The organism is Achromobacter sp. ACM05 (genome assembly GCF_019218915.1).
In the GTDB taxonomy this organism is placed as follows: Bacteria; Pseudomonadota; Gammaproteobacteria; order Burkholderiales; family Burkholderiaceae_B; genus Achromobacter; species Achromobacter animicus.
The window spans coordinates 389,003-401,152 of the sequence record NZ_JAHUWQ010000001.1 but is presented as its reverse complement, the minus strand read 5'-3'; the positions used below and the strand labels follow the sequence as shown (position 1 = coordinate 401,152).

The 12,150-nt window shown below is 66.9% G+C and carries 11 protein-coding genes; all 11 read left to right on the top strand.

Going from position 1 to position 12,150, the window contains the following annotated elements:
- The first annotated feature begins 128 nt into the window (after window positions 1-128).
- The 11 genes from KW836_RS01825 to KW836_RS01775 all read left to right on the top strand — a co-directional run bounded on the left by KW836_RS01825 (window position 129) and on the right by KW836_RS01775 (window position 12,129).
- On the top strand, window positions 129-1,370 hold the full coding sequence (locus KW836_RS01825; RefSeq protein WP_218342291.1) for an SfnB family sulfur acquisition oxidoreductase: 1,242 nt from the start codon (window positions 129-131) through the stop codon (window positions 1,368-1,370).
- A gap of 4 nt (window positions 1,371-1,374) precedes the next feature.
- Window positions 1,375-2,619 carry an SfnB family sulfur acquisition oxidoreductase gene (locus tag KW836_RS01820; protein WP_218342290.1) on the top strand — a complete coding sequence of 415 codons (1,245 nt, stop codon included), beginning with the start codon at window positions 1,375-1,377 and terminating at the stop codon, window positions 2,617-2,619.
- Complete coding sequence (locus tag KW836_RS01815; RefSeq protein WP_218342289.1) at window positions 2,612-3,982, top strand: LLM class flavin-dependent oxidoreductase; 1,371 nt, start codon at window positions 2,612-2,614, stop codon at window positions 3,980-3,982. The genes KW836_RS01820 and KW836_RS01815 overlap by 8 nt, the downstream gene beginning before the upstream one ends.
- Before the next feature lie 1,156 nt (window positions 3,983-5,138).
- A complete protein-coding gene (locus tag KW836_RS01810) occupies window positions 5,139-5,945 on the top strand; it encodes a MetQ/NlpA family ABC transporter substrate-binding protein (protein WP_218342288.1) in 807 nt (268 codons plus the stop codon).
- A gap of 22 nt (window positions 5,946-5,967) precedes the next feature.
- Window positions 5,968-6,561 carry an NADPH-dependent FMN reductase gene (ssuE, locus tag KW836_RS01805; RefSeq protein WP_218342287.1) on the top strand — a complete coding sequence of 198 codons (594 nt, stop codon included), beginning with the start codon at window positions 5,968-5,970 and terminating at the stop codon, window positions 6,559-6,561.
- Between the two features lie 14 nt (window positions 6,562-6,575).
- Complete coding sequence (ssuD, locus tag KW836_RS01800; protein WP_218342286.1) at window positions 6,576-7,748, top strand: FMNH2-dependent alkanesulfonate monooxygenase; 1,173 nt, start codon at window positions 6,576-6,578, stop codon at window positions 7,746-7,748.
- Complete coding sequence (locus KW836_RS01795; protein WP_218342285.1) at window positions 7,748-8,587, top strand: ABC transporter permease subunit; 840 nt, start codon at window positions 7,748-7,750, stop codon at window positions 8,585-8,587. The genes ssuD and KW836_RS01795 overlap by 1 nt, the downstream gene beginning before the upstream one ends.
- A complete protein-coding gene (locus tag KW836_RS01790) occupies window positions 8,587-9,807 on the top strand; it encodes an acyl-CoA dehydrogenase family protein (protein ID WP_218342284.1) in 1,221 nt (406 codons plus the stop codon). The genes KW836_RS01795 and KW836_RS01790 overlap by 1 nt, the downstream gene beginning before the upstream one ends.
- Before the next feature lie 10 nt (window positions 9,808-9,817).
- The gene (locus KW836_RS01785) at window positions 9,818-10,618 is read left to right on the top strand and encodes a methionine ABC transporter ATP-binding protein (protein WP_218342283.1); all 801 of its coding nucleotides are present in this window, start codon (window positions 9,818-9,820) and stop codon (window positions 10,616-10,618) included.
- Window positions 10,618-11,280 (top strand): methionine ABC transporter permease, encoded by a 663-nt coding sequence (locus KW836_RS01780; RefSeq protein ID WP_056566920.1) that lies wholly within the window; start codon window positions 10,618-10,620, stop codon window positions 11,278-11,280. Before KW836_RS01785 ends, KW836_RS01780 begins: the two co-directional genes overlap by 1 nt.
- 15 nt (window positions 11,281-11,295) lie before the next feature.
- Entirely contained in the window at window positions 11,296-12,129 is an 834-nt protein-coding gene (locus tag KW836_RS01775; RefSeq protein ID WP_239216400.1) for a MetQ/NlpA family ABC transporter substrate-binding protein, read from the top strand.
- Window positions 12,130-12,150 lie beyond the last annotated feature (21 nt).

The following is a 12,150-nucleotide window of genomic DNA, read 5'->3' as shown; positions in this document are numbered from 1 at the left end:
CGCTAACAGGGGCGTGCGCAGCGTTCGGGCGCATATGCCGATTTCAAATAAGCCAATGCAAAATCAGTTCTTCCGCTTCGCCTCGGCCGCGACGTAGGCTGCATGTCTTCTCAACGCCGGGGCATTCCATGCCGCAAGCTTCAAGCATTTCCACCACGCACGACATCGACGAGGCGCCGCGGGTCGTGCCTGCCGTCCGCATCGCCGGCGACGCGCAGGCCATCGACGCCGCGCATGCGCTGGCGGCCGATTTCGCACAAGGCGCGGCGCAGCGCGACCGCGAGCGCGGCTTGCCGTGGCGCGAGATCGAACGCTACTCGGCGAGCGGCCTGGGCGGCATCACGGTGCCGCGTGAATACGGCGGACCGGACGTGTCCCATGTCACGCTGGCCGAGGTCTTTCGCATCATCAGCGCGGCGGACCCGTCGCTGGGCCAGATCCCGCAGAATCACTTCGGATTTCTGAATCTGCTTCGCCTGACCGGATCGCCCGCGCAGAAGCGCCGGTACTACGAAGGTGTGCTGGCGGGACGGCGGCTGGGCAATGCAGGTCCGGAACGTCACACGCGCCACACCCGCGACATCCAGACACGCCTTGTCCCCGACGGCGACGGCTTTCGCCTTACCGGCCGCAAGTTCTACTCCACCGGCGCGCTGTTCGCGCACTGGATTCCCTCCAAGGTGCTGGACGCGCAGGGCAGGCTGGTGACGGTCGTGCTGGAACGCGGCGCGCCGGGCCTGACGGTGGTGGACGACTGGTCCAGCTTCGGCCAGCGCACCACGGCCAGCGGCACGGTGCTGCTGGACAACGTGCGCGTGGAAGCGGACAGCATCCTGCCCGCCTGGACCGTGCAGGAAAGCCCCGTGCTGATCGGCCCCTTCGCGCAGCTGATGCAGGCCGCCATCGACGCCGGCATCGCGCAGGGTGCGCTGAACGACACGATCGCCTTCCTGCGCGAACGCGCGCGCCCCTGGGTGGAGGCCAACGTCGAACGCGCGACGCAGGACCCGTACGTCATCGCCGACGTGGGGCGTCTGTACACCGACCTGCATGCTGCCGAGGCCTTGCTGACCGAGGCCGCGCAATACCTGGACGACACCGCACGACGCGAGCTGGACGCCGACGCCGTTGCGGCCGCGTCCATCGTGGTGGCGCGCGCCAAAGCGCTGACCACGGAGATCGCGCTTACCGCCAGCGAGAAGCTCTTTGAACTCTCGGGCTCGCGCGCATCGCTGGCCGAGTTCAACCTGGACCGCCACTGGCGCAATGCGCGCACGCACACGTTGCACGACCCGGTGCGCTGGAAGTACCACGCCATCGGCAACCACGTGCTGAACGGACAGCGTCCCAACCGCCATTCCTGGATCTGACCTCATGCCCCATCAGAACGTGTCCACGCTGGCGCCCCGCCGCGCCCCCATCATCCAGAACGACGCGCAGGCCATCGAAACCGCCCACGCGCTGGCCGCCGAATTTGCCGAAGAGGCGTCGGTACGCGACCGCGAACGCCGACTGCCCCTGCCGGAGCTGGAGCGCTATTCCCAGTCGGGCCTGTGGGGCATCACCGTGCCCCGCGAGCATGGCGGCGCCGGCGTCTCCCGCGTAACGCTCGCCGCCGTCACGGCGATCATCTCGCGCGCCGACGGCTCGCTGGGCCAGATCCCGCAGAACCACTACTACGCGCTGGAAGTCCTGCGCGTGAACGGCAACGCCGACCAGCAGGCCCGCTTCTACGCACGCGCCCTGGCCGGCGACCGCTTCGGCAATGCGCTCGCCGAGGTCGGCACACGCACCGCCGCCGAGCGCCGCACCCGCCTGACGCCCGACGGCCAGGACGGCTGGCGCATCAACGGCAGCAAGTTCTACTGCACCGGCGCACTCTATGCCCAGTGGATCCCCACCGCCACCGTTGACGAGGGCGGCATCCAGCGCCTGGCCTTCGTGCGCCGCGACAGCCCCGGCGTCGAAGTCATCGACGACTGGTCCGGCTTCGGCCAGCGAGTGACCGGCAGCGGCACCGTGGTCTTCAAGGACGTCGCCGTGCCGCCGCAAGACGTACTGCTGCTTGCCGATCCGTCCGCGCCCGCCAACACGATCAAGCCGCTGGCGCAGCTGATCCACGCCGCCATCGACCTGGGGATCGGCCAGGCCGCGCTGGCCGACGCCGTCGACTTCGTACGCGAACGCTCGCGGCCTTGGATCGACGCCGGCGTCGACGAGGCGCGGCACGACCCGCTGACAATCAGCGAATTCGGCCGCCTGTCCGTCCGGTTGGAGGCTGCCCGCGCCCTGGTGGCGCGCGCCGGCCGAATCCTGGACATCGCCACCACGGACGCCACCGCAGAACACATCGCCGCTGCCGCCATCGCCGTGGCTGAGGCCCGCGCGCTCACCACCGAGGCGTCGCTGGCCGCCGGCACCAAGCTCTTCGAGCTGTCGGGAACGCAATCCACGCTGGACCACCTGAACCTCGACCGCCACTGGCGCAACGCCCGCACCCACACGCTGCACGACCCGGTGCGCTGGAAGATCCATGCCGTCGGAAACTACTACCTCAACGACGCCCCGCCCGCGCGCGTGGGCACCACAGGATACGCCGGAGCGGCTCGCCATGGCTAAAAAGCAAATCCTCCTGAACGCGTTCAACATGAACTGCGTCGGCCACATCAACCACGGCCTGTGGACGCATCCGCGCGACACGTCCACCCAATACAAGACGCTGGAGTACTGGACGGATCTGGCCAGGCTGCTGGAACGCGGCCTGTTCGATGGCCTGTTCCTGGCCGACATCGTTGGCGTGTACGACGTCTACCAGGACTCGGCCGACATCACGCTGCGCGAGTCCATCCAACTCCCGGTCAACGACCCCCTGCTCACGGTCTCCGCCATGGCCGCCGCCACGCGCCACCTGGGCTTCGGCGTGACGGTGAATCTGACCTACGAAGCGCCGTACCTGCTGGCGCGCCGCTTCTCGACGCTGGACCACCTGACCAACGGCCGCATCGGCTGGAACATCGTCACCGGCTACCTGGAAAGCGCGGCGCGCGCGATGGGCCTGTCCGAACAGATCGCCCACGACGAACGCTACGACCGCGCCGACGAGTTCCTGGAAGTCGCCTACAAACTCTGGGAAGGCAGTTGGGACGACGACGCGGTACACGCCGACAAACGCGCGCGCCGGTACGCAGACCCGACCGCCGTGCGCCCGGTGGACCACACCGGCAAATACTACCGAGTACAGGGCTATCACCTGTCCGAACCCTCGCGCCAGCGCACACCGGTCCTCTACCAGGCCGGCTCCTCCGGCCGCGGCCAGGCCTTCGCCGCGCGCCATGCCGAGTGCGTGTTCGTCTCAAGCCAAACCAAGGAAGGCCTGCGCAAACTCGTCGCCGACGTCCGCGACGCGGTGGCACGCGAAGGCCGCAATCCGCGCGACATCAAGTTCTTCATGGGCGTGACAGTGGTGCCGGGAAGAACGGAAGCCGAGGCACGCGAGAAGCACGCCGAGTACCTGCGCTACGCCAACCCCGAAGCGGGCCTCGCGCACTACGCCAGCTCCACCGGCATCGACTTTTCGCGCTATGCCCCTGACGAGCCGATCCGCTACGTAAAGAACAACGCGATCGAATCGGCCGTCAAGAACCTGACCGTGGCCCGCACCGACCGCACGGTCAACGACCTGCTGGCCGACATGGCATTAGGGGGCAGATATCCGGCGCTGGTCGGCAGCGCATCGCAGATCGCGGACGAACTGGAATCGTGGGTGGCTGAAACGGATATCGACGGATTCAACCTGGCGAGGACGGTGACGCCGGAATGCTACGAGGACTTCATCGACATCGTGGTGCCTGAATTGCAGGAACGGGGGTCGTACAAGCGGGCGTATTCGGAGGGGTCTTTGAGGGAGAAGTTGTTTGGGGAGGGGAGGGGGAGATTGGCGGAGGGACACGTGGGGGCTGGATTTGGAGGTGTGTTGGTTTGAGATGTTTAGGCAGGGATTTGTAGGCGGCGTCAAGGCTACAGAGGCTGATCAGATCTCTGCAGGCTTGCTCAGATATTCCTAGCTGCGTCAGGTCTTCGTCGGCTGCGTCAGATCTTCGTAGGTCGCCCGACGCCGCGGTCCCCGTGGGCACGATCGCCCACGATTGCGGTCCGGAGCCTTCGCTCCGGACTTCCCCTTCGTCATCTTCGTCCGCCTTCGGCTCCCTTCAGATTCCCTCGGGCGCATCGACGGCGCTCGTGCCCACGGTGACCGCGACGCCGTGCTACTAGGGTCTTTGGTATGGGGCGCTGCAAGACCTGTGGTCAGGGAAGGAGATCTGCGGGGCCGCCGGGTTGCTGCCGCCCGGACGGCGGCAACCCGGCATCGGGTCGGTGGGGCGTCGTGGCGGTGTGCGCTTCGCGCCGGCGTTGATTGGTTTGCTAATGGCCCGCCGTCACGGGGGAGGAGCGGTGATGGGCGGCGCGTCGACGTTCAGCCACAACTTGCCGACCCGTACGCGCCGCCCATCGGGCACTGGAGTTCAATTGACGATTACTGCCGTCGTTGCCTGAACCCCTGCCGTCGCTGCCTGAACCTGCCGATGCCGTCTGCCGCTGCAGGTGTCTGACACCCTCGGAAGATGCACTTGGTATGAAGCGAATCTCGCCAGGGTGTCAGACACCTCATTCGGTCTTACGAATTCGAGGCTGTCAGACACCCAAACCCAAAAGCAGCCACACGCGAAGCGTCATCGCCACGACGCAAGACGCCGCGTAAGTCTCCGGAGGCCGCCCGCGCGGCCGAACGGAGACGGGCACCGCAAAATGCTTCTAGCCCGAAGGCATCTGCGCAAAAAGGCCAAGCACGCTGACCGCCCCGGGCCGCCACCGTGCCGGACGTCTTAAAAACTCAATCATCGCGCAAGCCGCCACCGTGCCAGACGTCTTAAGAACTCAATCACCGCGCCGTCCGCCACGTGCCGGACGTCTTAAGAACTCAATCCCACGCCGGCCTCCATCAGCAACCAAATCACCATCCGCGCTAACAACCCCACCCTGTGCACACATAACCTCATATCGACTAAGTATTTTTCGCCCGCAAACCCCGATGACAGAATCACCTCATCAAGCATTCACCTCATCGGACACAAAACGAAATGGCCTCCTTGCTCCGCCTCCTGACCACAGCAGCACTCACGCTCCCGTTCACCACAAGCGCACAAGCCCAGAACAACAGCAAGGACACCATCACAGTAGGCATCTCCGTAGGCACCGCTGAAAAAATCTTCGACGTCGTCAAGCAAGTCGCCGCCCGCGACGGCCTGCAGATCAAGCTCGTCAAATTCAACGACTACCAACTTCCCAACGCCGCCCTCAACGCCGGTGACCTCGACGCCAACGCCTTTCAGCACAAGCCCTTCCTGGACAACCAGATCAAGGCACGCGGCTTCGACATCGTTCCCGTCGGCCTTACCGTCACCGCGCCGCTAGGCTTCTACTCCCGCAAAATCAAATCGCTCGACGAGCTGCCCGAAGGCGCGTCCGTGGGCATTCAGAACGATCCCTCCAACGGCAACCGCGCCCTGCGTCTGCTTGCCGCCTACAAGCTCATCACCCTCAAGCCCGAGGCCGAGCAGAAGAACACCGCCACGCCGCTTGACGTCGTCTCCAACCCCCGCAAGCTCAAGCTGATTGCGCTCGACGCCGCGCAGCTGCCGCGGTCTCTTGATGATCTGACCGCTGCGTCCATCAACAACGACTACGCCGAACAGGCCGGTCTGGTGCCCGCCCGCGATGCCATCGGACGAGAGGCTGCCGATGGCCCCTACGCCAACCTCATCGCCGTGCGCACCAAAGACCGCGACCAGCCCTGGGTCAAGAAGCTGGTCTCCGCGTATCAATCGCCCGAGGTCCGCGCCTACATCGAGCGCGAATTCAAAGGCTCGCTTGTTCCCGCCTTCTAACGCATCGCCCCGGCAGATCACCATGAGCATCCTCACCCTGGCGGGCAGTCCGTCGCAGCGGTCCCGTTCCTCCGCGTTGCTCCGCCACGCCGCACAGATCCTGCGTGCACGCGGGCTAGGCATCAGTGAACTCGGCCTGCGCGACATCCCCGCCGAAGAACTCATCGAAGGGCATTACACCGGCGCGGCCGCCAACGCCCTGCGTGCGCGGGTTGCGGCCGCCGACGCCGTGCTCATTTCCACGCCCGTCTACAAAGCCTCGTTCTCCGGCGGTCTCAAAGCCGTGCTCGACCTGCTCGATGAAAAGGCACTCGCCGGCAAAGTCGTCTTGCCGATTGCCACCGGCGGCAGTCCCGCGCATCTGCTTGCCCTCGAATACGGCCTCAAGCCCGTGTTGTCCGCGCTTGGTGCGCGGCACATCCTGGCCGGCGTCTACGCCACCGACAAACAGGTGCGGCTCGATGAGTCGGGCAACGCCGACATCGACGACGACGTGCGCGGGCGGCTCGAGGATTCCGTCGAGCGTCTGTCCGAACACGTGCAGCCGCGCGCCGGCGCCGTCCACCCTGCCTACGACCTTGGCCGTCTCGCCCTTGCGGGCGGCTTCAGCGTCTGATCCGGAGTTTCAGCATGGATGTTTTCTGGTTCATCCCCACGCACGGCGATTCCCGTTACCTTGGCACCAGCCGTGGTGCGCGCGCCGCCAGCTATGACTACTTCCGCCAGGTCGCCGTCGCCGCCGACACCCTCGGTTATGACGGCGTCCTGCTGCCCACCGGCCGGTCCTGCGAAGATGCGTGGGTCGTGGCCTCCAGCCTCATCGGCGCCACCCGCAATCTGAAGTTCCTGGTCGCCATCCGCCCCGGCGTCAGTTCGCCGCAGGTGTCCGCGCGCATGGCCGCCACCTTCGACCGCCTGTCCGAAGGCCGGCTGCTCGTCAACGTCGTCACGGGCGGCGATCCCGGCGAGCTCGAAGGCGACGGCGTCTTCGTCAGTCATGACCAGCGGTACGCCATCACCGCGGATTACCTCAAGATCTGGCGCGGCATTCTTGAGAACAGCCACCAAGCTGAAGGCTTCAGCTTCGAAGGCGAGCAGCTCGTCTCCAAGGGCGGCAAGGTCATCTATCCGCCCGTCCAGAAACCGTACCCGCCGTTGTACTTTGGCGGCTCGTCCGAAGCCGCGCATGAACTCGCGGCCGAACAGCTCGACGTATACCTGACCTGGGGCGAACCGCCCGACGCTGTCGCGCGCAAGATCGCCGACGTGCGCGCCCGCGCCGCGCGGCATGGGCGCACCGTGCGCTTCGGCATCCGGCTGCACGTCATCGTGCGCGAGACCAACGAAGCGGCGTGGGCCGCGGCCGATGAGCTCATCAGCCATCTCAGCGAAGACGCCGTGCAGGCCGCGCAGGCCGCGTTCGGCAAGATGGATTCCGAAGGCCAGCGCCGCATGGCCGCGTTGCATGGCGGCAAGCTGACCGACGGCAACGGCGGCCGCGCGCACCTGGAGATCTCGCCCAACTTGTGGGCGGGCGTCGGCCTCGTGCGCGGCGGCGCCGGCACTGCGCTGGTCGGCGATCCCGAAACCGTCGCCGCCCGCATCCAGGAGTACGCCGACCTCGGCATCGACACCTTCATCTTCTCCGGCTATCCGCACCTGGAAGAGTCGTACCGCTTTGCCGAACTGGTGTTCCCGCTGCTGCCCGGCAAGGGCGAGCGCAAGCCGGGCAGCACCGTGCTCACCGGCCCCTTCGGCGAAGTCATGGCGACCGAGCTGGTGCCCAAGGAGTCGGCAAGCTGATGTCTGCCCCGCGCAAGCCTCCCAGCCCGAACCTGCGGGCCGCGCCTTGGCTGGTGCCCGTTCTGGCTCCCGCGCTGTCTCCACTGCTGGCCTCCCTGCTCGTTCTCGCCGCATGGCAGGGCGCCGCGCAGGCCGGCTGGCTGTCGGGCCGCCTGCTGCCCGCGCCATCGACGGTTGCCGCCGCCGCGGTGGCGCTGGCGCGCAGCGGCGAGTTGTGGAGCCATGCGGCCGCCAGCCTGGTGCGCGTGCTCGCAGGCCTGGTGTTGGGTGGCGGTGCGGCCTTGCTCCTGGGCGCGATGAACGCCACCGCCCGGCGCGCCGGCAAGCAGGCCGACGCCTTGCTGCAGGCGTTGGGCTTCGTGCCCGTGCTCGCGTTTGCGCCGCTCATCCTGCTGTGGCTCGGCGTGGGCGAGACGGCCCGGCTGGCGCTGTTGTCGCTGGGCGCATTCTTTCCGATCTACCGCCAGACGGTGCGCGGTATCCGCGCGGTGGATCCCGGATTGATCGCCACGGGCAGGTCTCATGGCTTGCACGGCTGGGCGCTGTTCCTGCACGTCATCCTGCCTGGCGCACTGCCGTCGATCCTGACGGGGCTGCGGCAAGGCCTGGGACTCGCGTGGCTGATTCTGGTGGCGTTGGAAGTGTTCGCGGCGCCGTCGGGCGTTGGCATCCTGGCCGAGCAGGGCCGCATCGCCGCGCGCGCCGACCTGCTGTTGCTCGGCATTGCGCTGTACGCCGCGATGAGCGCGGCGTCGCAGGCGCTGGTGCACCTGCTTGCGCGCCACCTGCTCCGCTGGAGCCCGGCGCATCGGCCCGAACTGTTTTCAAGGATCGATTGATGGCCAAGATTTCCCTGTTGCGCCAAGCGCGCCACGATGAAGGCGCAAGCGCCGGAGCGGCCGATGCGGTCGGTGCTGCGTTGGAAGCGTTGGCGGCCGAACTGGCTGTCACCGCAGTCGAACGCGACCGCGCTGGCGGTCATGCGGCCCATGAGCGCGAACGCATCCGCGCCAGCGGACTGCTTCGCCTGTCCATTCCCACCGCCTACGGCGGCACGGGCGCGGACTGGTCCACCGTGCTGGCGGCGGTGCGCCGCCTGGCCGAAGTCGACAGCGCGCTCGCGCACGTATTCGGCTTTCATCATCTGCAGGTCGCCGGCGTGCTGCTGTACGGCACGCCCGAGCAGCAGGCCTACTTTCTGGCGCCCACCGCCGAGCGCCAGCTCTTCTGGGGCAACGCGCTCAATCCGCTGGACCGCCGCGTCATCGCCCGCGCGGAGCTGGACGGCTACCGCATCGACGGCGTGAAAAGTTTCAGCTCCGGTTCGGTCGGGTCGGATCTGCTGACGTTCTCCGCCTGGCACAAGCCTTCGGGCACCGCGCTGATCGCCGCGCTGCCCACGCAGGCAGACGGCATCACCGTCAATCCCGACTGGGATGCGTTCGGCCAGCGCCAGACCGACAGCGGCACGGTGCGCTTCGATCACGTGCGCCTGGAGGCCATCCAGGTGCTGCAGGCGCCGGGCGTCACCCCAACCGCCCGCGCCACGCTGCGTTCGCAGGTGGCGCAGCTCATCATGACCAACCTTTATCTGGGCATCGCGCGCGGCGCCTTTCACGAGGCGCGCCGCTACGTGCGCGACGAGGCGCGGCCGTGGTTTGCATCCGGCGTCGATCGCCATGTCGACGATCCCTACGTGCAGGAGCGCTTCGGCGAATTCTGGCTGCGCGTGCAGGCGGCAGAGGCGCTGGCCGATCTGGCCGGATTGAAGCTGGACGCGGCGCCGGCGCGCGGACCGTCGGTCACGGCGCAGGAACGCGGCGAAGTCGCGGTGGCCGGTGCACAGGCCAAGGTGCTGGCGCATCGCGCCGCGCTGGCGGTGGGCTCGGAACTGTTTGAAGTGACCGGGGCCAGCGCCACTTCCGCGCGTTACGGCTACGACCGCTACTGGCGCAACGCGCGCGTCCACACCCTGCATGACCCGGTGTCCTACAAGATTCGCGACCTGGGTCGGTACGCGCTGCTTGACCAGGCGCCCGAACCCACCGCCTATTCCTGATGCAATCGCAATGACCGATATTTCCGACATCCCCGCCGTGCCGCAGCCCGTCATCCGCCTGGATGCGGTGAGCAAGTCGTTTGCCACGCGTGCGGGACGCTTTGACGCCGTGCGCAACGTGTCGCTGTCGATTCGCGCCGGCGACACGTTCGGCATCATCGGCAAGAGCGGCGCGGGCAAGTCCACGCTGCTGCGCCTCATCAACCTGCTGGAGCGGCCGGACGAAGGCGCCGTGCGCGTGGCCGGCACCGAACTCACCGCGCTGTCCAAGCGCGACCTGCGGTCGGCGCGGCAGAACATCGGCATGATCTTCCAGCAGTTCAACCTGCTGCAGAACGAGACCGTGTTCGAGAACGTGGCCTTTGCGTTGCGCGTGCACGGCGGGCGCAGCAAGACGCAGATCGCTGACCGCGTGCGCGACTGCCTGGAGATCGTAGGCCTGACCGACAAGGCGGCCAGCCATCCCGCGCAGTTGTCGGGCGGCCAGAAACAGCGCGTGGCGATCGCGCGCGCGCTGGCCAGCGAGCCGGCCGTGCTGCTGTGCGACGAGCCTACCTCCGCGCTCGACCCCGAAACCACGCGCTCGGTGCTGAGCGTGCTGCGCGACATCAACAAACGCCTGGGTGTCACCATCGTCATCGTCACGCACGAACTGGCCGTGGTGCGCGCACTCTGCCGCCATGTGGCCGTGATGGAAAACGGCGAGGTGCTGGAACAGGCAGAGATCTCGGGCGCCAACGTGCACCTGTCCTCGCCGCTGGGCCGCGAGTTGATTCGCGAAGCCACCCACCCCTACGAAGAGGTTGCATGATGCTGGACACCTTTGTGCAGTTGCTGCCCGAACTGGGCGTGGCGGTCGGACAGACCTTTCTGATGCTGGCCATTGCATTGGCCGCCTCCATCTTGCTCGGCGGTCCGCTCGGCATTCTCGTATTCCTGACCGGGCCCGGCCAATCGCTGGACCGTCCGGTGCTGCACCGGTTGCTGAGCTGGACGGTGAATACCGTGCGGTCGTTTCCTTTCATCATCCTGCTCGTCGCGCTGGTGCCGTTTACGCGGGTGATTGCGGGCACGTCGATCGGGCCGGTCGCCGCAGCGGTGCCGCTGTCCTTCGCGGCCATTCCGTACTTCGCGCGGCTGGTCGAGCAATGCCTGCGTGAAGTGCCGCGCGGCGTGATCGAAGCCGCGCACGCCGCGGGCGCGTCGGAGTTGCAGATCGTGCGCCGCGTGCTGCTGGTGGAGGCGCGTTCGGGCCTTGTGCTGGCCTTGACGGTGCTGGCCGTCAGCTTCCTGTCGTACTCGGCCGTGGCTGGCGTGGTCGGCGGCGGCGGCATCGGCGACCTGGCCATCCGCTATGGCTATTACCGCTTCCAGACCGACGTGATGGTGCTGACCGTGGCGCTGCTCGTGGTGCTGGTGCAGATCATCCAGTTCGCCGGCAATACCGTCGCGCGACGCATCGACAAACGCTGACCCCAAAGGACGCTCATGCTGCTTACCAATCGCCTCGCCCCGACGCTTGCCGTGCTGGCCGTGTTGGCCTTCGGGGGAACCGCCCACGCGGCCGACCCCGCCAAAAAAGAAATCGTGTTCGGCGCGACGGCCGGGCCGTACAGCGACCAGATCAAGCTGGGCATCAAGCCCATCCTGGAAAAGCAGGGGTATACGGTCAAGATCGTCGAGTTCAACGATTACGTGCAACCCAACTTTGCGCTGGCGCAGGGCGCGCTGGACGCCAACGCGTTCCAGCACATCGTCTACCTGAAGAACTTCGCGGCCAAGAACAAGCTTGAACTGTCCGAACTGGTCAAGGTGCCGACCGCGCCCATCGCCATCTACAGCAAGAAGTACAAAAGCGTCGACGCGGCGCCCGACGGCGTGAGCGTGGCGGTGCCCAACGATCCCACCAACCAGGCGCGCGCGCTGGTCGTGTTGCAGGAATTGGGTTGGGTGAAACTGCGCGACGGCTATGACCCCTTGCAGGTGTCTGAGAAGGACGTGGCGGTCAACGTGAAGAAGATCAAGATCATCCCGCTGGAAGCCGCGCAACTGCCGCGTTCGCTGGAAGACACCGACTTCTCGTTCGTGAACGGCAACTTCGCGCTGGCCTCGGGTCTGAAGCTGACCGAGGCGCTGGCGCTGGAAAAGACGACGCCCACCTACCAGAACCTGGTGGCCGTGCGCACGGCGGATCGCGACAAGCCGTTCGTCAAGGACATCGCAGCGGCCTACGCGTCGCCGGAGTTTCTGGCGGTCACCGAGAAGTCGTTCGCCGGCTTCGTGAAGACCGACTACCAGCAGAAGCTGGAGGCGGCCCGCTAGGGCCGCGGACAGGGGCATACG